Consider the following 22343-nt stretch of genomic DNA (forward strand, 5'->3'; position numbering starts at 1 on the left):
TTAGGAATTATTTTAATAGTAGTGATTCTCATTCGTTTAGATAAATATAAGCGTTTTCGCGATACGACCAATATTTAGTTGTAACGTCCTATGCGTATAATGCTTTTTGACTCCAACTTGAAATATTGGACCACCGATCCAGAATGAGCCAGTTAAAAATTCGTCGATTTCAGCGCTTGCATGAGCTGCTGTTGCTGTCTCTACCTATTTCCCTGTTATGTGGCCTGTTGGTCACAGTCGTTGCCCCTGCCTTAGGGCTGTGGGGAACGCGTGTTTTGCTACACCCTGATGTGGGGCAGTTAAGTGCATGGATATTAACCAGCTGTGCTTTTGTCGTCAGCAAGTTAAGTATTAATAAAAGTTCGTCTGACTACCCCGGGGCTCATAGTGCGTGGCTTATTGCGCCCACGGTGCTCTGTGTATACATCCTGCTGTATGTGGTGACTTTTTTCTTGCGCTTTGATGCATCACGGGCCCTGCTGCTAAGCAGTGGTGTTTTATCCCTTTGCTGGTTGCACCTTGAGTATTTTTTGACCAGTCGATACCGCATTGTCAAGTTAGCGGTGTTGCCTGGCGGCGAGGCGGACTCCCTGATTGGATTGCCAGGTGTGGACGCCCGTTATATTTCTGATTTTGATTTGACTGGGCGACGGTTCGATGGGGTTGTGGCCGATTTTTCCTGTCTAGATGCGAATGGCGAGCGCTTTCTAACGCGCTGTGCATTGCAACGGATTGCCGTATACAGCGCCCGCCAGGTCTTTGAGTCGGTGACCGGGCGTGTGCGTATTGATCGAATGTCCGAGAACAACATCGGCTCTTTGTTGCCCTCACGTCAATATGAGATAAGCAAGACTGTGTTCGATTACACGATTGTTTTGTTGAGCGCTGTTGTTGTGGTGCCCGTGTGCCTGCTGACCGCATTGGCGATTCGACTGGAAAGTCCGGGCAAGGCGATCTACTCGCAAGTGCGAGTGGGGCAGGGTAACCGTCCGTTCACCATTTATAAATTGCGCAGCATGCGTTTCGATCGAGACGCATGCGAGCAGTTTGCTGGTGAGGATGACCCACGTATTACGCGAGTAGGGCGGATTATTCGTAAACTGCGTATTGACGAGCTGCCGCAGTTCTACAACGTGTTGCGCGGGGATATGAGCCTGATTGGTCCGCGGCCTGAACAACCCTCTTTTGTGAAGGAATTTGATGAAATGATTCCTTTCTATAGTTACCGCCATGTCGTCAAACCTGGCATTACGGGTTGGGCGCAGGTGCGGCATGGGTATGTTTCCAATGCAGAAGATACCCGAGTCAAGATTCAGCACGATCTTTACTATATTAAGAATTGTTCAATCATGCTGGATCTCTACATTACATTTCTGACTCTCAAGACGATGGCTACAGGTTTTGGAGCACGTTAGGCGCTTGATGACAAGCGCTTCTTGATCCAATTTTTCAGCGGTTGCAGGGTGCCATGGATCAGATGGTAGAGGCGATGCAAGACGGACCCCCAATGCCCGTAGTGCTTGTTCAGATAGACTTTCATGCCGTCGCTATAACAACGTCCCCGAAATGACTCATCTGTAAATGTGCCGCCTGACTCGTGCAAGTAACGCGCGGCAGGAATATGAACGGAAGCAATGCCTTGTTGCCTTGCTCGATATTGCAGGTCTGTCTCTTCAAAGTAGAGAAAGAACGACTCGTCAAAGCCGTGAAGCTGTTGAAATTGCTCGCGACCGATTAGCAGCAAGGAGCCCGAAACGTAGTCCACCTGATGAGGCTCTGTGCGGGTGTATGAGGGAGTTAGCAAACGCCCTAGTCCGAACGCCTTGAGCATTAGTGTCAGTGGCGTGGGAAAGTGCTCATAGGCATAGCTTGGCGTGCCTTGGCTATCAACAGACAAGCCTCCCAGAATAGGCTGTGGCCCCGGTTGAGGGACAGCCAAATACTGCTGGAAGATCTCGATAACATTACAGAGCAGTTGGGCATCTGGATTCAGCAACATGATGTGAGGCGCATTGGTGTGGCGTGCGCCTATATTGCAGCCTTTGCCAAACCCGTTGTTTGCCCCTGTGCGCAGCAATTGAACCCGCGGGTAACGTTGTTCGATCTGATCACAGCTGTCATCACTGGAGCCGTTATCCACGACGGTGATGCGATAGGTATCTGGCGTACTGTACTGCTCGATACTTGCTATGGTCTCGAGAATCTGGCTGCCACCGTTGTAATTGACGAGCAGTATGTCTACCCAAGCTGTGGTCTGTGATGAAACATTCATGGGATTAAAGTCTTTTGAGGATGGCTTTGCTGAGGTAATGCAGCATCAGATACATGCTGTAAGGCGCAGACAGGCCCAGATGTTTGCGGTAGATTTCCCAGGTCCATTGAACCGATTTAAATTTGTTTGATGACAGCGAGGCATGGCCCACCCGGTAGGCCGCCAAGGGTTCGGGTACTGCACAGACTGTGCCTGCCTTGCGCGTGACTTCCAGCCACATGAGATAGTCTTCGTGGCGGATGGGCTGCTGATAAAATTTGCCCAAGGCATGGCAATCATATAGACCGGTCAGGTTACCGATGACATTGCCTTGAAGAAGTTGGTGGTAGCTAGTCTGTTGAGGGGGCGATGAGGTGCTTAGCCACTGTCCAGGCTCACGGAACCGGTAGTATGCACTAGTGCATACCAGCGTGTTGGTGGCGCGCATTAGCTCGAGCTGTTTTTCCAGCTTTTCAGGTAGCCATAAGTCATCTGAGTCCAGAAAAGCGATGTATTGTCCTTGGGCAAGTTCTATCCCGGCATTACGGGCCCGAGCAACACCCCCATTAGTTTCACACTGTACTAAACGGATTCTGGCATCCTCTTGAGCCAGCTCTTGCATGAGCTGACTCGTGTTATCGGTTGAGCAGTCGTTAATAATTAAAAGCTCAAGATGGGGGTAAGTTTGCTTGAGCACAGAGCGAACGGAATCGGCCAGAGTAGCTTGAGCGTTGTAGGCCGGCATAATGACACTGACAAGGGCGGATTCGTTTTTTAAGGACATGAATATTTGAGGGGTGAGGGCACTTGGGCAAAGAGTCACAGGCTTCTCGCCTGCTGGTCTGCCACACCTTATCTGGCAATGGCAGCGGTCTGTAACGTGGTATTTCAGTACTGAGGTGGAGATGGCTTGTGCCGGGCCACTATTTGAATCATAAAAACGATACGGATTTCGTTGCGTGTCTATAGGCAAGGATGCAATTAAGCGAGTATCGATACAAGTGGTAAACGGACGCCTATGCCATACTCCGACCTACGAGACAGTCCGGTTATGATGAGATGCGTTTTCTTTGCAGGAACGGAATCCGCCGGACTTTATAATATAGCGTACTTTGAAGTAGGTAATTGATGACTAAGCCTGTGATTTCTCCGGTAGTGCTGTGTGGTGGATCGGGAACCCGATTATGGCCACTTAGCCGGAAAAGTTTTCCGAAACAGTTTGCGCCTGTCATTCATGATCGCAGCTTGCTCAGATTGACGCTGGAGCGATTAAGCCCTTTGATGCAGAGCGGGTCTTTGGTTTGTATTGGCTCTGAGGAACATCGCTTTCTGATCAGCAATGAGCTGGAGTCCGTGAATTTGCTGGGCAAGATCATATTGGAGCCCGTCGCCAAGAATACGGCCCCTGCGGTGGCGTTAGCGGCAATGGCCGTCGGACCCGATGACTTATTGCTGATCTGTCCTGCAGACCATTTTATTCCGGACGCGCAACTGTTCGAGGAGTGCATACGTCGAGCAGTGCCTGCTGCCGAGCAGGGAGCAATCGTGATCTTTGGCGTGCAGCCTAGCTTCCCTAGTACTGCTTATGGATATATAGAAAGCAAGCATGAGCTGGGTGAAGAGTCTGCTGTGCCGGTCAAGGCTTTTATCGAGAAGCCGTCACTGGAGCTTGCCACACAGTTGCTGGCCAACCGTAATGTGTTTTGGAACTCAGGCATGGTGCTGGCCAAAGCAGATGTACTGTTGAGCGAGTTGGAGGTGTTGGCTCCTGATATGTTGGATCATGTTGCCCGAGCATTCCAGGCAGGGCAGGTGGATGGTTTGTTTTTCCGCCCAGATGCAGAAGTCTTTGCCCAGACTCCTGAAGACAGTTTCGACTATGCCGTGCTTGAAAAAAGTGACAAGGTCATGATGACCGCGTTCCGTGGCGCCTGGAGTGATGTCGGTAGCTGGAATGCCTTATCAGCAGTCCAGGAGGCTGACGAGGACGATAACCGTCTGTCGGGTCAAGCCTATGCGTATGGTTGTTCGGGTACCAGCATTCGAGCTGAACATCGTGTGGTTGTCGGCCTGGGTCTGCAAGACTTGCAGATAGTGGAAACGGCAGATGCTGTGCTGGTGGCACGGGCTTCGGAAGTGGAAAAAATCAAACACGTTGTTGAGGACCTGAGAAAGTCTAATGTTGCTCAAGCCGATACGCATCGTAATGTCGTGCGTCCCTGGGGCTCGTATGACAGCATTGATAGTGGTGATCGCTTTCAGGTCAAACGTATTGTTGTGAAACCGGGGGCCGCATTGAGCTTGCAGAAACACTATCAGCGCTCCGAGCACTGGATTGTTGTCAAAGGTACGGCCCTGGTGACCAGGGGCGAAGAGCAGCATCTGTTATCCGAGAACCAGTCTATTTATATTCCCTTGGGAACGACTCATCGTTTAGAGAATGTGGGCAAAACTTCCCTGGAACTGATTGAGGTGCAGACGGGGGCTTATTTGGGTGAGGACGATATTGTTCGTCTCGAAGATACATATGGCCGGGTGTGAGAGCGGTGAGCATTAAAGTTCTGATCGTTTCTTTAAATGGCGTCCAGGAACTCTCTGGTGGCGGACTTTATTTGCGTTCTGTGGTGAGAGCATTCGCCAGCCTGGACGATGTGGGAGAAGTGACTGTCATCTCTAAGGAGGTCGGGGAGCAAAGTGTCACTTTGCCTGAAAAAGCACGATATGTTTATGTGCCGAAAACCGTGCGTTCGGATATCGTTTCTCGAGCGATGCTCAATCCCACCTTTCTTGGAACCAGTACTGAGCTGATTGCCCAGCATGCTCAGGAAGCAGATCTGGTAGTCCTGCATAATTCTCGGTGCGGCCGCATTCTGAGTACCTTGAAACGACGGTTGCCAGGCAAGCGGTTCGGTATTATTTCTGATAATTCAGAATACGACTTGAGACGACAGCATGAAGCCAGTAGTTGGCTGCGGAAGTTGGAACGGGCAATAGACAGCTCCGAGATTTATGCAGCTGAAAAGCGCTGTTTGCAGGCGGATTTTATTTCGTTTATTACGCGTAAAGATCGGGATGTGTATATCGCTCGATATGGACAGCCTGCCCTACATGAAATCTTGCCGATCACTGTCGAAGCCGGTATATCTGCTACCGAGTTAAGGCCTGCTCAACATCCCCGCGTCATTTTCACTGGTCATTTTGGCTTTGCCCCCAACGTTAGTGCACTGCAGACGTTTGCTCAGGCCGCTGAGCAATTCCGCCTGTCTGCAGCAGGGCATGACGTAAGCTTTGCTGCTGCTGGGGCGGGTCTGTCGAAATGTTCCATACCAGGGGAGCATTTTGAGAAGTTGAAGTCGCCAAGTAGTGCGCAGATGCAAGCTTTTTTCCGTAGTGCATCTGTGTATTTAGCGCCTGTTGCGTGGGGAAGCGGCATGAAAACCAAGGTTGCAGAGGCGCTATCCTATGGCCTGCCGGTTATCTGCATGGAAAATGCTGCAGAAGGCTATGAAGACGTGCTGTCTTCGGATCGCTATCGTTGTGTGATTGAGGTGGTTAACGATGTTGGCCAAATGGTTCATGGGTTGGCAGCCTTGTTTGCGGATCCGGATGAGCTTTTGCGCCGTCGCCAGCTGGCATTGGAGGCTTTTCATTTGTATTTATCACCGGATTCACAGGCTCGCAGAATGCAGTCATTGATAGCGGCTATAGGTTTGAAGGCCGCTGATCATTAGTCTTGACGTTGAATTTCTGTTTGCAAGGATTTTTCGACGATAAAATCTCGTTGAAATTTATCTAATAGAAAAAAAGGCTGGTATTGGTTTAAAAAGTCCCGCTCAGGATTTTTGTATGCAAGAAACAGCGACAGGCTCATGGTAAGTGCACAAGCAATAATGAAAGATCCCCGCAGAAATGAGGTCTTGTTATAAAGCACTATTCCAAATAAAAGGGGGTGTACAGCCAGTAGTGCCCAGCTTATTCTTGATATATGAATCCCAAAGGGAAGAGCTGCTGAGAAAAGTAAAATACCAATAAAGTAGCAATGAAATAAGAATATATGATTGCTGTTTTCGAATATATATTTTCTGTTGATTAAAAAGAAGATATATATTAGAGAAAGTAAAGCATAAATTTTGAGGCCGCTATTTGAGAGATGCAAAGTAAAGTAGCTAGTGTATAGCCCTGTGTATTGCGAGACAGCGGTGATCAGTAATGGTCCTAATGTTAGGAAGCAGGACCAAATTAGTACATAGATGAACCAAGAGTGCGGTTTGGATAGCCATCGTCTTAGTATCACTAGAGGAAAGAGGACCAGAATTGATTTATGAAACAGGGCTGCGACTAGCAGCCAAGCTATGGAAATTAATGTGCGGCGTTGGATATTGCTGGCAACATACACAAAAATAGCGATGGCTATAAATTGACGAATGACTCCCAAACTATCCAGGTATGCGATGGGTAAACCTAGAAAAGCAAAAAGGCCTACCGGGTGCCATTTGTAAAGCCGACTGTAGCGATCGAACGCAAGATAGTAGAATGTTGCGATCAATGCGCTTGATAGAATAAATAACAGAATAGGATCGGTGTGATGGCCAATATCCATAAGAACACGGGATAAAGGCTCGAACCAGTCGTAGTCATCTTTTTGGCTGAGATTGTAGTAAACAGGATAGTCATATCCCGCATTGAAACGTACGCCAGAAAAAATGCACAATATTAGTAGTGACAGGAAAACTTGGAGTCTGGAAGAGACTCCAAGCAGGTAGAGATAAAGCAGTGCCAGAAAGAGAAAGAGATAGTAGATCACAGTGAGAGTGTGAGGTTACTGATCTGCAGCCGTTGGTTTTTGTCTGAATAAGTACGACAGTCTGGTCAAAACATATAGACAGGCAATGCCGAGGCCACCAAGCAGGCCTATCGCCAGAGTTATCAATGTACGTGGTTGATAAGGTGTGCTGGGTTCGATAGCTGGCTGGTCTATGGTCGCAACTTGACCTGATAGTTGAGTTGAATCGATGCTGCTCAATAAGTCCAACTTAGCCTTTAGAGGTGGCAGAGTAGGAATATAGGGGTCGTTATTCTGGCGCTTCTCAAGCGTATCAAGTTGTGCTTGCAGAGCTTTTGTACCGCGCAGGTACAAGTTGTCGCCTGAATAAGAAGTAATGAGATTACCTGTAGAAGAAGGATGTTCCAGTGCAATGCTCAAGGCAATCTCATGGGCGTCCTTTATGCGCGAAATTTGCGCTTGTCGTTCTGTCTCTGCAAATAAGCGCAGGGCAGTGATCTGGGAGTCCGTTGTTTTTTTCTCCAGATCTACCGTGCTTTGCACTGTTTGTAGAACTTCAGCACGGCTGTTCTGCAAAGCCAGGGTAACGAATTGGTTCGTCCAGGCTTTGGCTAATTGGGGATCTTGATTACTTAAGGTTACCGTTGCTGTCGGAACCCCATTCGGGCTGGAGTTCAAAATATTGAGGTCTCGCGAAAATTGTTCTCGTAGTATTTCTCTTTCCTGGGCAGGTAAGGCCGTGTTATTCAGGTGAGGGAGATAAACAGTTTCGAAAAACTCGTCGAGGGTTTTCTGAGAGTTCAGATGCCGGGTGAAGATCTGAAAAGCGGTTTCCGGAGTAAGTTCGGCAAGGTGTTGCTTGCCAGCTTCTCCCGGCTGCTCATTAAGAATATTGTCTATTTCGGGGCCTAAGGAGCGAATGGCGGTATTGAAATGAACCAGATCAGTGGGGGTGGGCGGAGTTAGGGTGGAGTGCGCGCGAAAGCGCGGTTCTGCTATCACCAGATAAGCGGCCGCGCATATTATGCCCGCTAGGGATAGCAAGATAACAGGCAATTTGTTATTGCGTAATGCATCCAGAACATCAAAGATCGTAGGGCCTTGGTCAACGGAAGAGGGGGGAGTAGACGGACTAGTCAAGCGAAAGCTCCTCTGATGGGGAAAGCCATGCGCCAATATAAGCGCTCGTTCTCGATATGCTCGCTATTGTATAGCGGGATATGAGCAGGGATCCTACAGACTGTATGAGGTTAGACCAATAGCTACAGCTATGTGACGAAGCTCTTATATTTTCTATAGTTATAAACAAATAAAGATGCGTCTCCCCAACAGGTTTAAGCTTCAGTTTTCGCCTGTTTCACGAGATCGTTATGTTTTCCCGTTATTTAGCCCCTGGCCTTCTTGCTCTATCCGTCTCCTTCTCCGCACAGGCTGCCGAGCAAGCGCTGGAGATCGGCTATTTGCCTATCATGCCTGCCGCTCAATTGTTCGTGGGCTTAGGGTCTGGCGACTTATTGCCAGAGGGACAAGCGGAACCCAAGCTGGTTCAGTTTCAAAGCGGTCCAGCGCTGACCCAGGCCTTGATCGCCGGGCAGCTGGATGTTGCCTATGTGGGTATTGGCCCCGCTTTGGTGGCCAAGGCTAAAGAGGCCGACGTCAAAGTTGTTGCCTCCAACATCGTGGAGCAGGTCAGTGTGGTGGCTATTGGCGATCTGGCTGCTTATCTTGATGCCGACAAGCCTGATTTCGCAGCGGCTGTCGCCAAGTTCACCCAAGAGAAGGGTCACAAGCCCAAGGTTGCCAGCTACCCCAAAGGTGCTGTGCCTGAAGCTGCCTTGCAGTACTGGCTGCGCAATATGTTGAAAGTTGATCCGAATGTGGTCGAGGTGATCTACCAGGGCGAGGCCCAGATTCAACAGGCCTTGAGCAATCACGCTGTTGATGCCGCCGCCATTCTGGAACCGACGGTTAGCCAAATTCTGCAGCGCCAGCCCGATGCCAAGATTGTGGCTCATGGTGGTGAGTTGTTCCCCAATGAGCCCGGCTCGGTACTGCTGGTGCGCGAAGGCTTGATCAAATCCAATCCTGATCTGGTTCAGCACTTGGTGAATGCTCACTTGCGTGCCACTGCCATGTTGCGCGATGAGCCAGCCAAGGCAACACCTTATGTGCAGAAGTATGTAGGCGGTGGTCGCTTGCCTAAAGAGATTGTGCAAGCCGCTATCGAGCGCTCGCGTGATCAGTTCCAGCCTGACCCTCACAAGATTATTGATGGCACGGTTCAGCTGCAGGATTTCCAGGTTTCTTTAGGCACGCTGGCGACCAAGCTGGATGATGTTCAAAGCCTGTTTGACGTTCGCTTTTATGAAAAGGCAGCACCGTAATGAGCGTTGCGAAACAAGCAAGTTTGCCCGCCGCAGCACCCGCAACTGCGGGTGCCCTGGTTGATGCCTTGTGGCGTCGCGGTCTGGAGCGGATTGTTTACGGCGTAGCCGGTCTGGCCTTGTTTATCCTGGTGTGGCGCCTGGCTTATGTCTATGGCTGGGCTCCGCGCGGTACGCTGCCTGATCCATTGAGCTTGCCCTCGGCTTTGTTCCAGGAGATTGAAGCCGGTCGTCTTTGGCCGGCTGCTCAGTCCAGCCTGGTGCATTATTTCTGGGGCTTGGGCATCGGCACTTTCCTGGGTATTGCTTTTGGTCTGGCGGCGGCAACGATCCATCGCTTTGATTTACTGCAAGCTTACTTGGTTCGCTTGCTGCGTCCTATCCCGCCCTTGGCGTGGGTGGTGTTTGCCATTGCCTGGTTCAAGGTCAGCCACACTGGTGCAGCCTTTGTGATTGCAATCGGTGTGTTCTGGCTGAATTACTTTGCCACTTACAGTGCGGTGCGTTCGGTCGATCCCCGCTATTACGAATTGGCTGCGGCTTTTGGGCATAATTCTTATTTTTCTCGCGCCTGGACGGTGGTTCTGCCAGCGATCAGCCCCGGCTTGTTGAGTGGTGTGCGTGCTGGTATTGGTCAAGCCTGGATGACGTTGATTGCGGCCGAGTTGCTGGGTGTGCCTGGTATGGGTCAGGAAATGAATGCCGCAGCGGGAGTGGGTGCTTACGATGCGGTGGTGGTCTATATGTTGATCATCTCGGTGGTCTACACCTTGTGCGACATGCTTTTTCTGGCTTTCAACAAATGGGTACTTCAGTGGCAGCCTTGATCCAGTTTCAGGGGTTTGGTTTTCAGTACCCCGGTGCGCCTGCACCTGTGATCCGCGATGTGAATCTGGAAGTTCAGGCAGGGCATTTTGTGGCGATTGTGGGTGGTTCGGGCGTAGGCAAGAGCACCTTGCTACGTGCGGCGGCCGGTTTGAGCCAGCCCAGCTTCGGACATCTGCGTTCTAACCTGCAAGATAGTCCTGGCCGTCGTGCCAACGCCTTCGTGTTTCAGGACAGCCGTCTGCTGCCTTGGCGGCGTATTGCTTCCAACGTGGCTTATGGTCTGGAAGGTCTGGGTCTGTCGCGTGAAGAGCGTGATCAGCGTGTGGATGCCGCCTTGAATCAGGTGGGTTTGGCGCATCTGAAAGACCGCTGGCCGCATCAACTGTCGGGTGGTCAGGTACAGCGTGTTGGCATTGCCCGTGCCTTGGCTGTGCAGCCGGATTTGTTGTTGATGGATGAACCTTTTTCTGCCGTGGATGCCTTGACTCGTCAGGCCTTGCAGGATGAGCTGGTTCAAGTGTGGCAGCGTAGTTCAGCAGCAGTTCTGTTTGTGACGCACGACATTGACGAAGCGGTCTTTTTGGCCGATACCATTATCGTTCTGGGTGGCAGCCCGGCTGGTGTCAGCGCCCGGATAGAGGTAGACCTGCCACGTCCGCGAGATCGCACTACACCCCGCTTTGGGGAGTTGGTGAAAGAGGTTGGTCAGGCCTTGTAATTACGTCTGCCATTGCATCAAGAAGAACGGCCCATTGAGTGGGCCGTTTCTGTTGCCTACTCTTGTCTGCTGGTTCTGCATGGGTATGCTCAGAGACAAAACAATCAGGCCCTGTGCTCACTTCTACCTTGCGCGCTTTACACTACTTGTTTGACGCCTAAGCACATGACAAGGAGAGGACATGAAGCACCCGGTAAATGCATTCAAGCAGGCTTTGCGGCAGGGCAAGTCCCAGATTGGTTTGTGGCATGGCTTGGCCAGCCCGTATGTGGCGGACCTCTGTGCAGGCCTGGGCTATGACTGGATCTTGCTGGATGGCGAGCATGTTCCCAATACGGTACAGACTTTGTTGGCGCAGTTGCAGGCCGTATCGGCCCATCCTATTGCGCCGATTGTGCGTCCCAGCTGGAATGACCCTGTGCAGATCAAGCTGCTGCTGGATATGGGGGCTCAGAACCTTTTAATTCCCATGGTGCAAAACGCGGAGCAGGCCAAAGCGGCTGTTGCCGCGACACGGTATCCTCCGCATGGCATTCGAGGGGTGGGGGCAGCCTTGGCGCGTGCTGCTCGCTGGGGGGCGACCACGGACTATGTGGCGCGAGCCAATCAGGAAATGTGCGTGATTTGTCAGGTGGAAACGCGTGAGGCGCTGGAGAACCTGGACGAGATTCTGGCGGTGGAGGGCGTGGACGGTATTTTCATCGGCCCGGCGGATTTGGCGGCCAGTATGGGGTATTTGACCGAACCCGGGCATCCAGACGTTTTGTCAGCGATTGAGGACGCGATCGTGCGTATCAGCAAGGCGGGTAAGGCTCCCGGAATCTTGCAGGCCAATGTCGAGGCAGCGCATCACTATTTGTCCTTGGGGGCCTTGTTTGTGGCCGTAGGCGTGGACGCGGTTTTGTTGCGGCAGGCGGCAACGGCTTTGTTGGGTCAATTCAAGGACGAGGTCGAGGTGCCAGCTGCTCAGCCCGGCGCCGCTTACTAAAGCTTGTTAGATCGCCAGACGTCTTGCGGATAGCTGCTCCGCCTCAGTTATGTTGTAAAGGCCGGGCCTGCTTATTAGACGATATGACCTTGGCCGTAGCACCGGCTAAGGTCGGCTTTCTTAAGCGCCGCTCTCGAGCAGGAAGCTCAGCAAGCTTTCGGCGCTCGGTTGCAGGTCACTGCGGCGGCGCACACCGATCAGAATTTCTCGCTGGCTCCATTCTTCGTCCAGCTCAATCACACGGGTATTGGGGATCTGATAAATGCTGGCGCTCTTGCGCGGCAAGATGCCTATACCCATGCCTGCATTAATCAATAAGCACATGGCGTCGTAGCCGGAAACCTCGGTGCGGATACGCACCGAACGGTTGGCTTCCATGGCGATTTTGGTGATCTGGTAATGCAGCTGCGTGCCGGTCAGTAGCGTAATCTGCTCATGTTCCAGCGTCTGCTCGAAACGGATTCTTTCATGCTGAGCCAAGGGGTGATTGATAGGCACTAGCACGACTAGCTTGTCACTGCGAAATGGGTAAGCTTCAATATCGGCTGCATAAGGCAGGCGAGTAAACACCCCCAGGTCGGCTTTGCCCTCTGCCAGAGCCCGAATAATGTCCAGGCTGGTTTGTTCTTCCAGTTGCAGGGGAATAGCGGGGTGCAGACGTCCAAATTTGCCCAGAGGCTCGGCTAGAAACTGAGAGATAGCCGATGTGTTGGCCAGGATATGTACCAGCCCTTGCTGGCCTTGCGAAAACGCTTGGAGGCGCGTCTCGATCTCTTGAGCACTGTTGAGCAAGGCACGTGAGCGGTACAGCAGCTCCAGGCCCGCCGCAGTTGGGCTGACACCTTTGTTCGTACGCAGCAGCAGGGTGGTGTTCAGAGACTGTTCCAGATCCGCAATCCGGCGGCTGACCGCGGCGGCAGCAATATGCTCACGCTCTGCCGCTTGGCTGATCGTGCCTTCTTCCAGGATGCGGACAAACAGTTTGAGGGTTAGAAGGTCCAGTTTCATGCAGGCATCATATCGCTTTTTTTTGATTATCTGCATCTGGGCTGACGGTGGCAGCGGAGAGAGTCATCGCTCTAAGCTCTATGGCTATTTCGCGTCGTGTCTACGCCATATCTCCATACGGATGTAGTAGCAGAGGGTGTTATCAGCCTGTATCGAGGGCGAACGACCGGCCATGGCTTGGCGTTTGTTTATGAGTCGCTACAACTGCGGTTTTTACGGTACGCATTGAGGATGTCTAAGCATAAAAAAAAGCCCCGCCGACAGTATGTCGGCAGGGCTTTGTACCGCTAAGCCTGTTGGATCAGGCTTGTGGCTTGGCGCCAGACAGGATGTGGCCAGCGTTAGGAACGCGGGTTTCCAGACCCAGGGTCTTGAGCATTTGGTACACGGTGCAAACAGCGGCGGACAGAACGGGCTTGCCGATCTGGTCTTGGGCGCGCTGGATAGCAGGCAGGGAAGGCATCTGCACGCAAGCGGACAGAATAACTGCGTCCACGCCGTCGTGGTTCAGGCGCTTGACGTGCTCCAGCAGGTTCTCTGGATTCAACAGGCCCACTTCCAGGTTGTCCGACACTTCCAGGCTGATGGAGTCTTGAACTTCGATGCCTTCAGCTTCGATGTAGTCAGCCACGCGCTTGGTCAGCGGCTTCATGTAAGGGGTGATGATGGAGACTTTCTTGTAGCCGAATTCTTTCAGCGTATCGACCAGGGCACCGGCCGAGCTCAGCACAGGAATTTCCACGCCGTTGTCTTTTACAGTGTTTTGCAAACGCTCTTGCGACACGCGGTGGTAGCCGTCGCCTTGGGCCATGATGGCAACCAGGCAAGCGTAGGCCATCACGCTCATGCGGGCGTCGCTCAGCTCAACAGCGCAGCGATCGCTGGCGATGTCCATGGCTTTCAGCTCTTCGGGGTTTACGTGCATCATGCGCATGCGCGAGGAGTGGAAGGTGAAGCGCTCTTCAGGAAACTCGGCGTAACGAGCCTGCAACATGGCAGGAATCTCGGTTTCCATGGTGGTGTTGGAGCTGGGAACGATCTGACCGATGCGGTAGGTTTTCATAGGAATCTGTCTCTGAAGGTGGTTTTTAGATTGACGCCTTCATTCTAGGACCCGTTTTCTTCCTTGCAAATCAATCATCTGTCAACGTGCCATCGCCAACGGCGATGGCAGGAGTGGCAGGGATCAGGACAGTCCGGATTGCCAGCGTTGAGTGGCCTCGCATATTTTCCGGAGGCTTTTTAAGCGACAGCTGACTGCATGGTGTGTGACAAAGAGGAACCCGGTGTACGCCTGTTTTTCTTAGCCTATGCGTTTCAAGGCCGTTTTGTAGTGGCCACCGCGTTGGGCGTAAACACTGGCGTTTTGACGTAGCTTGGCAATGTCCTCATCGCTCAGGGTACGTACGGCTTTGGCGGGCGATCCGATGATCAGGCTGCGCTCCGGGAACACTTTGCCTTCAGTGACCAATGCGCCAGCACCAACTAGGCTATCGCGGCCGATGACAGCACCGTTCAGCACCACAGCCTGAATGCCGATCAATGAGCCTTCACCGATGGTACAGCCGTGCAGCATGGCCTGGTGGCCGATGGTGACGTGGTCGCCAATATTCAGGGGATAGCCGGGGTCGGTGTGCAGTACGGCACCTTCTTGTACGTTCGAGCCTACGCCTACGGTAATGGTTTCGTTGTCACCACGGATAACGGCACCGGGCCAGACACTGCTGTGCTCTTTCAATACGACCTTGCCAATCAGGGTGGCCTCTGCGGCAACAAAGCTGCTGTCATGGATTTGTGGGCTGTGTTCGTCTAGTTGATAGATAGGCATAACAATGTACAAAAATCAGAAGTCGAAGAGGGAGGCGGAATATAGCCAGCCTGGATAGGATTCACTGCGCTGGGTATAGGTGAGCTTTGGGGTGGAAGAGCAAAGATCATAATGCCTGGCGTATTGGAACGCTGGCAAGACAGCACCTGCGGAGGCGTCATTAATGATCTGGCCAAGGCAGAAAAAGGGCTGATGGTTCAAATGGGCTGTCAGATCCTGACCACGATAGTAAATATAGCCCGGTACGTCACCCAGTATTTCTTTTGGGGCGGAGGGAGCGAACATATAGTCGTCGTTCATTTCCCCCGTTCGTATGAAGAAATCATCTGGAAAGACATTTTCTTGGTGGAAAAAACGGGTCAAGGCTGGCTTGTGGTCTCCAACAAGCATAATAAGGGAGTCCGGATGGTCGGCAAGAAGTCGCTCGGCAAAATCAGCCGCATCACGCAGGCTTTGAGTCAGTTTCTCTTGATAGTGCTGCTCGCCATGGTCGCCATCACGTGGGTAATAGGCCCCATGTGTATAAACGGTTGTGATGAACTGAAAGTTTGGCCGGTCACTGTTTTGCTGCTCTTGGCTGGCGGCCTTGAAAAGAATTCCATCATTGGCCCAGATCGGGCCGTTGTAATCCATGTCTTCCAGGGCGACAAACCGTCGGAACCCAAGTTTGGGATTAACAATGTGCCGGTTCCAGAAGGCCGCATTGTGATTGTGCAGTGAAACGCTGGCGTAACCTGCTTGCTCAAGGCTACGGGGCCAGCTCCAGGCCTGCGAAGAGAGCAGCTCTGTATATTCCTGGTAAATGATGCCATTTAAAGCACCATTGGCGGGCAGTCCGGTAAGGAGTTCAAATGCTGAGTTGACAGTCCCGCCTCCATACACGGGAGCAATGGCGCGAAAGGCTTGAAAGCCTATTGTTTCCAAGGGGGTGAAGGCCTCTTTGAAGTGCTGCTCATCATGCCAGCATGCCTCACAGAGAATCACAATGATGTTTGAGGGGAGAGCTGATGTGCCAGCACTGGATTCTTTCAAAATATCAAATTGCGCCCGTTCTTCGGTCGAGGGCTTCGGGGGCATGCGGCGTTGGCTTGTTTGAACTAAATGGGTAAGCAGGCCATTTTTTCTAATATTCCTGGGCCAGTCCCACACGACATAGTTGATGTCTTGGCGTGTTAATTCAAACTGCGCTAGGTGGCTTAACGGTGTATCTATGCGATTCAAGTAGGGGTGCAGGGACAGCACAGAAAAAAGGGTGGCCAGCACAATCCCTGTCTTTTTTAAGCGTGCTGTTCGATCAAGCCGTAGCAGTAGCACAAGCCCGGCAATGACTAGTAATGCATAGATTATGTGGGACTGGCTTATGTAGTGCGGCACAACTGACAGATTGTCAGTGCGAGTGATATCTGTCCAACTAAGCGGTTCGGTCGTCAGCGCCTGCTTGGTGTTACTGACTTCTGTCAGCAATAAGGAGACCCCTGCCGTCAGGGCCCCTGCGACCGTACAGGGTAGAACTACCCGCAGCAGAAAGTAGAGCGCAAATAGTGGGGCCATGGAGAGGGCCAGCGCAAGCCATCGATATTGGCCTGCCTCATCCAGAAAGAGAAAATCCAGATGGTCCTGCAAAAGATAGTGCTGGAAGTACCCCAGCGCGATAACAACAACCAGATCAATGAGTCGTGTTCTTATCATGTCGTAAGCGAATAGCCCGGCTCGAGGGCCGGGCTATTGTCAAATGAACGTAGGGACGTTCGAGCTTAGCTTGTTTCTCCAAACAAGTCATATTCACTGGAATCCGTAATGCGCACACGCACCATCTGGCCGGGTTCCAGTTTTTGTTCGCTGGTGATGAAGACGTTGCCGTCAATTTCCGGGGCGTCGGCGCTGGAGCGGCCAACGGCATCGCCGTCTTCGTCGATCTCATCAATCAGCACGTCCATTTCGCGGCCCACTTTGGCAGCCAGGCGAGCGGTGGAGATGGCTTGCTGATGTTCCATGAAGCGTTCCCAGCGCTCTTGCTTGACTTCATCAGGGACGATGCCGTCGAGTTTGTTGGCGGGGGCGCCTTCAACAGGCGAATACTGGAAGCAGCCAACGCGATCCAGTTGGGCTTCGGTCATCCAGTCCAGCAGGTATTGGAAGTCTTCCTCGGTCTCGCCGGGGAAGCCCACGATGAAGGTGGAGCGGATGGTCAGATCCGGGCAGTCCTGACGCCATTGCTTGATACGTGACAGGGTGCGATCTTCAAAAGCAGGGCGTTTCATGGAACGCAGCACCGAAGGGCTGGCGTGCTGGAAGGGAATATCCAGGTACGGCAGCACTTTGCCTTCAGCCATCAGCGGGATGATGTTGTCCACGTGTGGGTAGGGGTAGACGTAATGCAGGCGCACCCAGGCACCCAGTTCCGACAGGGCGGCGCTCAAGTCCAGCATGCTGCTCTTGACGGGGCGGCCATTCCAGAAGCCGGTGCGTTGACGGATGTCTACGCCATAGGCGCTGGTGTCTTGTGAGATCACCAGCAGTTCTTTGACACCTGCCTTGACCAGACGCTCGGCTTCGCCCAGCACCTCGCCGACAGGACGGCTGACGAGCTTGCCGCGCATGGACGGGATAATACAGAAGCTGCAGCTGTGGTTACAGCCTTCGGAAATCTTCAGGTAGGCGTAGTGACGCGGGGTCAGCTTGATGCCTTGTGGCGGTACCAGATCAATATAGGGATTGTGGTCCAGCGAGGGCGGGGCGGCTTCACGCACGGCGCGCAGTACCTGCTCGTACTGCTGGGGGCCGCTGACGGACAGCACCGAGGGGTGTACGTCGCGAATCAATCCTTCGTCCACACCCATACAACCGGTGACAATGACGCGGCCGTTCTCAGCCAGTGCCTCGCCGATCGCTTCCAGCGATTCAGCCTTGGCGCTGTCGATAAAGCCACAGGTATTGACCACCACCACATCCGCATTGTCGTAGCTGGGGGTGATCTGATAGCCGTCGGTACGCAGCTGGGTAAGAATTCGTTCGGAATCGACCAGGGCCTTGGGACAACCCAGGCTCACGAATCCGACTTTGGGGGCGCTCATAGAGGGTCCTTCTGGAGCTTGAGGGCTCGAAATTGGGAAATAGGCTTGATTTTACCGTCCCATGCCCGGATGCGTGCGGATCTTGTGCGTTTGAGCCCGGTTTATGCGGCAAATAGTGCTACAGTCGCAGTCATATTTTTCTTTTCTAGCGGTTGTTCTGTGTCCGACACCCATCTTTCCCCCTCTTTGCCCCTGTCCGAAGTCATGCTGCTGAGCGCGCGCAATATTGAAGGCGTGCTGGCAGGCAAGTCCCTGACTGAAAGCCTGGCTGCAACGCCAGCGCCAGCCCGGGCGGCGGTGCAGTCTGTCAGCTTCCATGTTTTGCGCCGTCTGGGCCATGCCCGTCAGATTCGTATCACGCTGGTGCCGCGCCAGCCCAGCAATACCTGGCTGGATGCCTTGCTGATGGTGTCGCTGGCCTTGCTGGATACAGCCATGCGTGTGCAAGAGGATGCCAGGACTTTTGAGGATCGCCCGGATGTGCCGGTCTATGCCGTGCATACGGTGGTGGATCAGGCTGTGCGTGCGGCTGATAGCCAGGCTGCGCTGCGTCTGTCCAAGGGCTTGGTGAACGGGGTGCTGCGTCGCTTTACACGCGAGCGCAAGATGATCCTGTCTCAGGTAGAGAGCCGTCCCGAAGCACGCTGGAATCATCCTGGCTGGTGGGTCAAGGAATTGCGTCGTGCTTACCCTCGTGATTGGGAAGCGTTGTTGCAAGCGGCTAATCGCCCCGGTCCTTTGACCTTGCGTGTGAATCAGCGTCGTTGCTCGGTGGAGCGCTTGCAGGCGGTGCTGACGGAAGCCGGGATTGCGTCCAGCAGCCCCGGCACGGGTGCCGTTACCTTGGACAAGGCCATGCCGGTTCAGGCGATTCCTGGGTTTGATCTGGGCTGGTGGTCGGTGCAGGACTGGTCGGCTCAGCAAGCCGGTCTGCTTTTGCCGGTCAAGGATGGCATGCGCGTGCTGGATGCTTGCGCGGCCCCGGGTGGCAAGACCGCTCATTTGCTGGAGCAGGCGGATGTTTCCCTGTTGGCCCTGGATTCGGACGGCGAGCGTCTGGAGCGCGTAGGTCATAACCTGCGTCGTCTGGGCCTGGCCAGCGACAAAGTTCAATTGAAACGGGGCGATGCGGCTCGTCCTGCCCAGTGGTGGGATGGTCAGCCCTTTGATGCCATCCTGGCTGATGTGCCTTGTACCGCTTCGGGTATTGTGCGTCGTCACCCCGATATTCGCTGGTTGCGCCGCGAGTCGGACATTGCCGATACCGCGCGTTTGCAAAGATCTATACTGGATGCCTTGTGGTCCACATTGCGGCCCGGCGGGCATTTCCTGTATTCGACCTGCTCGATTTTTCCGGCTGAAGGGGAGCAACAGGTCGAGGCATTTTTGGCCCGTCACCCCGAGGCGCAGCTTTTGGACTCTCCTGGCCAGATTTTGCCCGGCGTTGCGGGACGATCGCTGGCAGATGGCGACGGTTTTTTCTACGCCTTATTTACGCGCCCGGTTTGACTTGTCACAATTAGGGCTCTGACTTTGTCCTTTTTGCGGTTAATCACGATGTGGCGCGTTTTTCTGTCTTTTCTGCTGATTTTCAACTGCGCGCTAAGCTCGGCCAATACCATTGTGCCGGTCGCTACGTCGGGAGAGCGGGTCGTCAAGGTCGAGCCCCATATTCGGGACGAAAAACTGTATATCGACGCGGATGTCGAATTCGAGTTAAGCCCGGAATTGCGTACCGCTGCCGAGAAAGGGGTGCCGCTGTATTTCACGGTTGAAGTGGAATTGGCCAAACCCCGCTGGTACTGGTTTGACAAAAACGTTGTCAAAGAACAACAAACTTGGCGGGTCGTGTATAACGCCCTGACCCGTCAGTGGCGCGTGGGCACCGGCGACCTTTCTCTGCCCGAATCCTCCATGAACGACGCATTGGCCATGCTGCGACATATTCGCGGCTGGGCCGTGGCCTATGTGGCTGATCTGGACCGCGACCAGGAATACCAGGGTCGTGTGCGTTTGCGCCTGGATACCTCTTTGCTGGCCCGTCCGTTTCAAGTGGACGCCATCAATAGTTCTGCCTGGACATTGGCTACTCCATGGAAAACCTTTTCCTTTTCCGTCTCCGTCGACGAGCCCCAACCTTGATACGTTGGATCTTGCGCACCGCTCTGTTCGGAGCGGGTGTCAGCGCGTTGGCGCTGTTTTCTCTTCTTGTCTGGTCTACGGGTAACGCTTCGCGCTATGCGCAGCAGTATGACTTGCTGCTGGTGCTCAACGGTGTACTGGCCGCCACGCTGATTTCCTGGGTGCTGTTGCTCACGATTCGTCTGTTCAGACAAATACGCCGGCGTCAGTTTGGTGCCCGTATGACGGCGCGCTTTGCCTTTTACTTCACCTTGATCGGCATTATTCCGGGGGCGCTGATCTACCTGCTCTCGGTGCAGTTCATGTCACGCTCGATCGAGTCCTGGTTCAACGTGCGGGTGGATACGGCCCTGGAGTCGGGCTTGAGCCTGGGCCGTGCCGCCCTGGATTCGCAGCTCAATGAGCTGGAAGGTCGTGCCAATGAAATGGTGTCGGCACTGAACAAGGCGGATAGCGCGCAGTACAGCAGCTTGCTGATCTCCTTGCGTGAGAACAGCGGGGTGACGGAGGCAATGGTGTTTTCGGGCAATGGTCGTCTGATTGCCTTTTCCTCGGGCCGCTATGACACGCTGCTGCCTGATATGCCGCCCTCCAGCGTGATGAATCAGCTGCGTATTGCAGGCCGCTATTCGGCTGCCGAGGTGGATGATGATGCGCCTGTTCACGACAACGGCCTGGACGAAGGCGGGGTTCCCGCAGAGTCCACAGGTTTGCGTCTGCGCACGGTTCTACCATTGGCCGATCCCAATCGCTTTGCGGCAACCTTGAGTGGCACGGCAGACTCGCGCTGGCTGCAGGTCATTCAGCCAGTGCCGGACAAGATTGCACGCAATGCCAACCAGGTGCAGCAAGGTTTCCGGGATTATCAGGAGCTGGCCTTATCTCGTCAGGGCTTGCGCAAGCTCTACGGCATAACGCTGACGCTGGCCTTGATTCTGGCGGTGTTTACGGCTGTGGCGGCTGCCCTGGCCTTGTCGCGCCGCCTGACGCGTCCATTGCTGACATTGGCTGCCGGGACGCAGGCGGTAGGGGTAGGGGATTACCGGGCTTTGCCTGAGCCACCTGCCAAAGATGAAGTAGGCCAGTTGACCCGCTCTTTCAATGCCATGACTCGGCAACTGGATGAAGCGCGCCGCATGGTCGAGAAAAATCGTCTGCAGTTGGAACGCTCCAATATGTACCTGGAGTCCGTGCTCAGTAACCTGTCCAGTGGTGTGCTGGCTTTTGACGAGATGTTCCGCGTCACCATGTTCAACCAGGGGGCACAGCGTATCTTGCAGGTGGACTTGCGCTCCATTAAGGGTCGTCCGCTGGAAACGCTGGAAGGGGCCATGACCTTTGCCTCGGTGATACGTGAAGCCTTTTCCACGCATCAGGCCATGGGCTCGGATCATCCTTACTGGCAGCAGCAGTTTGAATTGGAAATGCAAGAAGGTAATGAAGCGCGTGATACTATCGTCACCGTTTTGGCCCGTGGTACCTTGCTGCGTGTAGATGGTCAGCCAACCGGGTATCTGGTGGTGTTTGACGATATTACCGACGTGATTTCCGCCAGCCGTCTGGTGGCCTGGAGCGAGGTGGCTCGACGCCTGGCACACGAGATCAAGAACCCGTTAACGCCTATTCAGTTGTCGGCCGAACGTCTGGCCATGAAACTGGAGTCGCAGCTGGATGAAGTCCATGCTGCCATGTTGCTGCGCTATACCAATACCATCGTCAATCAGGTCAGTTCGCTCAAGAAGATGGTGGAAGATTTCCGAGAGTATGCTCGTAAACCGGCGACTCAGATGCAAGCTCTGAATCTGAACGAGCTGATTACCGAAGTGCTGACTTTATATGGTTGGGACCCGGAAGAAGGCATGGTCCGGGACGATGGTTATAGTGTGGCAATTGATGTGGAGCTGGACCCTGATTTGCCCATGGTTCAAGGCGACCCCACGCAGCTGCGGCAGGTTATCCATAATCTGCTGGCCAATGCTCGTGAAGCGGCTGCCCAGGATCAATCACTTGACCAGGCGCATGTATTTGTTAAAACCATGATTGCGGGCGTAGAAGGTTCCGACTCTTCTGATGCGGTCAGTTTTGTGGTGTCAGATAACGGGCCTGGTTTTGATCCCCAGATGCTGGTGCGCGTTTTTGAACCTTACGTAACCACCAAGCCCACCGGCACGGGTCTGGGACTTGCTATAGTTAAGAAAATCATCGAGGAGCACGGCGGCAGAATCGATGTTTCCAATCGTCGTGAGGGGGGGGCTCGCATTTCCATCCTCTTTACCCGGCTTGCTGGCCAGCATATTCGTCTGGACTCTGGGCGGCGAGCAAACGATAATGCGTAAAAA

Annotated in this window: 19 protein-coding genes; 10 read left to right on the forward strand and 9 right to left on the reverse strand. The window is 53.4% G+C overall.

The annotated features are described in order from the left end of the window. Nucleotides 1-143: 143 nt before the first annotated feature. The gene (locus D0C27_RS05880) at nt 144-1415 is read left to right on the forward strand and encodes an exopolysaccharide biosynthesis polyprenyl glycosylphosphotransferase (protein WP_109089185.1); all 1272 of its coding nucleotides are present in this window, start codon (nt 144-146) and stop codon (nt 1413-1415) included. On the opposite strand, the gene D0C27_RS05885 is transcribed toward D0C27_RS05880, so the two are convergent. Next, nucleotides 1412-2272 (reverse strand): glycosyltransferase family 2 protein, encoded by an 861-nt coding sequence (locus D0C27_RS05885; protein ID WP_137430613.1) that lies wholly within the window; start codon nt 2270-2272, stop codon nt 1412-1414. The two genes, D0C27_RS05880 and D0C27_RS05885, sit on opposite strands and share 4 nt — an antisense overlap. Before the next feature lie 4 nt (nt 2273-2276). Further along, the gene (locus D0C27_RS05890) at nt 2277-3035 is read right to left on the reverse strand and encodes a glycosyltransferase family 2 protein (RefSeq protein ID WP_137430614.1); all 759 of its coding nucleotides are present in this window, start codon (nt 3033-3035) and stop codon (nt 2277-2279) included. 344 nt (nt 3036-3379) lie between these two features. On the opposite strand from D0C27_RS05890, the gene D0C27_RS05895 reads away from it, so the two are divergent. Next, complete coding sequence (locus D0C27_RS05895) at nt 3380-4792, forward strand: mannose-1-phosphate guanylyltransferase/mannose-6-phosphate isomerase (protein WP_137430615.1); 1413 nt, start codon at nt 3380-3382, stop codon at nt 4790-4792. A gap of 5 nt (nt 4793-4797) precedes the next feature. Continuing rightward, nucleotides 4798-5982 (forward strand): glycosyltransferase family 4 protein, encoded by a 1185-nt coding sequence (locus tag D0C27_RS05900; RefSeq protein ID WP_137430616.1) that lies wholly within the window; start codon nt 4798-4800, stop codon nt 5980-5982. Here the strand turns inward: D0C27_RS05900 and D0C27_RS05905 are convergent. Further along, a complete protein-coding gene (locus tag D0C27_RS05905; protein WP_115634462.1) occupies nt 5979-7055 on the reverse strand; it encodes an EpsG family protein in 1077 nt (358 codons plus the stop codon). The two genes, D0C27_RS05900 and D0C27_RS05905, sit on opposite strands and share 4 nt — an antisense overlap. Before the next feature lie 15 nt (nt 7056-7070). After that, nucleotides 7071-8174 (reverse strand): Wzz/FepE/Etk N-terminal domain-containing protein, encoded by a 1104-nt coding sequence (locus D0C27_RS05910; protein ID WP_170978547.1) that lies wholly within the window; start codon nt 8172-8174, stop codon nt 7071-7073. Between the two features lie 230 nt (nt 8175-8404). Between D0C27_RS05910 and D0C27_RS05915 the strand changes: the two genes are divergently transcribed. The 4 genes from D0C27_RS05915 to hpaI all read left to right on the forward strand — a co-directional run bounded on the left by D0C27_RS05915 (nt 8405) and on the right by hpaI (nt 11952). Next, complete coding sequence (locus D0C27_RS05915; protein ID WP_042486807.1) at nt 8405-9418, forward strand: ABC transporter substrate-binding protein; 1014 nt, start codon at nt 8405-8407, stop codon at nt 9416-9418. Continuing rightward, nucleotides 9418-10245: an ABC transporter permease gene (locus D0C27_RS05920; RefSeq protein ID WP_226349158.1), complete on the forward strand. Its 828-nt coding sequence runs from the start codon at nt 9418-9420 to the stop codon at nt 10243-10245. The genes D0C27_RS05915 and D0C27_RS05920 overlap by 1 nt, the downstream gene beginning before the upstream one ends. After that, entirely contained in the window at nt 10221-10964 is a 744-nt protein-coding gene (locus D0C27_RS05925) for an ABC transporter ATP-binding protein (RefSeq protein WP_226791389.1), read from the forward strand. The genes D0C27_RS05920 and D0C27_RS05925 overlap by 25 nt, the downstream gene beginning before the upstream one ends. 181 nt (nt 10965-11145) lie before the next feature. Next, the gene (gene hpaI, locus D0C27_RS05930; RefSeq protein ID WP_137430618.1) at nt 11146-11952 is read left to right on the forward strand and encodes a 4-hydroxy-2-oxoheptanedioate aldolase; all 807 of its coding nucleotides are present in this window, start codon (nt 11146-11148) and stop codon (nt 11950-11952) included. Between the two features lie 120 nt (nt 11953-12072). Here the strand turns inward: hpaI and D0C27_RS05935 are convergent, their stop codons facing one another. The 5 genes from D0C27_RS05935 to rimO all read right to left on the reverse strand — a co-directional run bounded on the left by D0C27_RS05935 (nt 12073) and on the right by rimO (nt 17862). Beyond that, nucleotides 12073-12960 carry a LysR substrate-binding domain-containing protein gene (locus D0C27_RS05935; protein WP_088451967.1) on the reverse strand — a complete coding sequence of 296 codons (888 nt, stop codon included), beginning with the start codon at nt 12958-12960 and terminating at the stop codon, nt 12073-12075. 301 nt (nt 12961-13261) lie between these two features. Continuing rightward, nucleotides 13262-14023 (reverse strand): maleate cis-trans isomerase family protein, encoded by a 762-nt coding sequence (locus tag D0C27_RS05940; RefSeq protein ID WP_009458584.1) that lies wholly within the window; start codon nt 14021-14023, stop codon nt 13262-13264. A gap of 240 nt (nt 14024-14263) precedes the next feature. Next, nucleotides 14264-14788: a gamma carbonic anhydrase family protein gene (locus D0C27_RS05945; protein WP_115634458.1), complete on the reverse strand. Its 525-nt coding sequence runs from the start codon at nt 14786-14788 to the stop codon at nt 14264-14266. Between the two features lie 15 nt (nt 14789-14803). Continuing rightward, a complete protein-coding gene (locus D0C27_RS05950; RefSeq protein WP_137430619.1) occupies nt 14804-16477 on the reverse strand; it encodes a sulfatase-like hydrolase/transferase in 1674 nt (557 codons plus the stop codon). Nucleotides 16478-16542: 65 nt separating this feature from the next. Further along, nucleotides 16543-17862 carry a 30S ribosomal protein S12 methylthiotransferase RimO gene (gene rimO, locus D0C27_RS05955; RefSeq protein WP_137430620.1) on the reverse strand — a complete coding sequence of 440 codons (1320 nt, stop codon included), beginning with the start codon at nt 17860-17862 and terminating at the stop codon, nt 16543-16545. 204 nt (nt 17863-18066) lie between these two features. Here rimO and rsmB point away from each other — a divergent pair, with 204 nt between their 5' ends. From rsmB to D0C27_RS05970, 3 genes are read left to right on the forward strand one after another with little or no spacing between them, the layout of a single operon-like run. Then, a complete protein-coding gene (gene rsmB, locus D0C27_RS05960) occupies nt 18067-19371 on the forward strand; it encodes a 16S rRNA (cytosine(967)-C(5))-methyltransferase RsmB (RefSeq protein ID WP_137431549.1) in 1305 nt (434 codons plus the stop codon). Between the two features lie 48 nt (nt 19372-19419). Then, nucleotides 19420-20004: a DUF4390 domain-containing protein gene (locus tag D0C27_RS05965; RefSeq protein WP_026483737.1), complete on the forward strand. Its 585-nt coding sequence runs from the start codon at nt 19420-19422 to the stop codon at nt 20002-20004. Further along, entirely contained in the window at nt 20004-22340 is a 2337-nt protein-coding gene (locus D0C27_RS05970) for a sensor histidine kinase (protein WP_035270606.1), read from the forward strand. The genes D0C27_RS05965 and D0C27_RS05970 overlap by 1 nt, the downstream gene beginning before the upstream one ends. Nucleotides 22341-22343: the final 3 nt, after the last annotated feature.

The sequence above is a fragment of the Alcaligenes faecalis genome (genome assembly GCF_005311025.1).
Taxonomy (GTDB): domain Bacteria; phylum Pseudomonadota; class Gammaproteobacteria; order Burkholderiales; family Burkholderiaceae_B; genus Alcaligenes; species Alcaligenes phenolicus.

Excerpts from the sequence above, each read along its gene's own strand:
- D0C27_RS05935 (WP_088451967.1), bottom strand. The coding sequence starts at position 12,960 with ATGAAACTGGACCTTCTAACCCTCAAACTGTTTGTCCGCATCCTGGAA.
- rimO (WP_137430620.1), bottom strand. The coding sequence starts at position 17,862 with ATGAGCGCCCCCAAAGTCGGATTCGTGAGCCTGGGTTGTCCCAAGGCC.
- D0C27_RS05965 (WP_026483737.1), top strand. The coding sequence starts at position 19,420 with ATGTGGCGCGTTTTTCTGTCTTTTCTGCTGATTTTCAACTGCGCGCTA.
- D0C27_RS05885 (WP_137430613.1), bottom strand. The coding sequence starts at position 2,272 with ATGAATGTTTCATCACAGACCACAGCTTGGGTAGACATACTGCTCGTC.
- D0C27_RS05895 (WP_137430615.1), top strand. The coding sequence starts at position 3,380 with ATGACTAAGCCTGTGATTTCTCCGGTAGTGCTGTGTGGTGGATCGGGA.
- D0C27_RS05925 (WP_226791389.1), top strand. The coding sequence starts at position 10,221 with ATGGGTACTTCAGTGGCAGCCTTGATCCAGTTTCAGGGGTTTGGTTTT.
- D0C27_RS05920 (WP_226349158.1), top strand. The coding sequence starts at position 9,418 with ATGAGCGTTGCGAAACAAGCAAGTTTGCCCGCCGCAGCACCCGCAACT.
- rsmB (WP_137431549.1), top strand. The coding sequence starts at position 18,067 with ATGCTGCTGAGCGCGCGCAATATTGAAGGCGTGCTGGCAGGCAAGTCC.
- D0C27_RS05890 (WP_137430614.1), bottom strand. The coding sequence starts at position 3,035 with ATGTCCTTAAAAAACGAATCCGCCCTTGTCAGTGTCATTATGCCGGCC.
- D0C27_RS05940 (WP_009458584.1), bottom strand. The coding sequence starts at position 14,023 with ATGAAAACCTACCGCATCGGTCAGATCGTTCCCAGCTCCAACACCACC.
- D0C27_RS05880 (WP_109089185.1), top strand. The coding sequence starts at position 144 with ATGAGCCAGTTAAAAATTCGTCGATTTCAGCGCTTGCATGAGCTGCTG.
- hpaI (WP_137430618.1), top strand. The coding sequence starts at position 11,146 with ATGAAGCACCCGGTAAATGCATTCAAGCAGGCTTTGCGGCAGGGCAAG.
- D0C27_RS05915 (WP_042486807.1), top strand. The coding sequence starts at position 8,405 with ATGTTTTCCCGTTATTTAGCCCCTGGCCTTCTTGCTCTATCCGTCTCC.
- D0C27_RS05945 (WP_115634458.1), bottom strand. The coding sequence starts at position 14,788 with ATGCCTATCTATCAACTAGACGAACACAGCCCACAAATCCATGACAGC.
- D0C27_RS05950 (WP_137430619.1), bottom strand. The coding sequence starts at position 16,477 with ATGATAAGAACACGACTCATTGATCTGGTTGTTGTTATCGCGCTGGGG.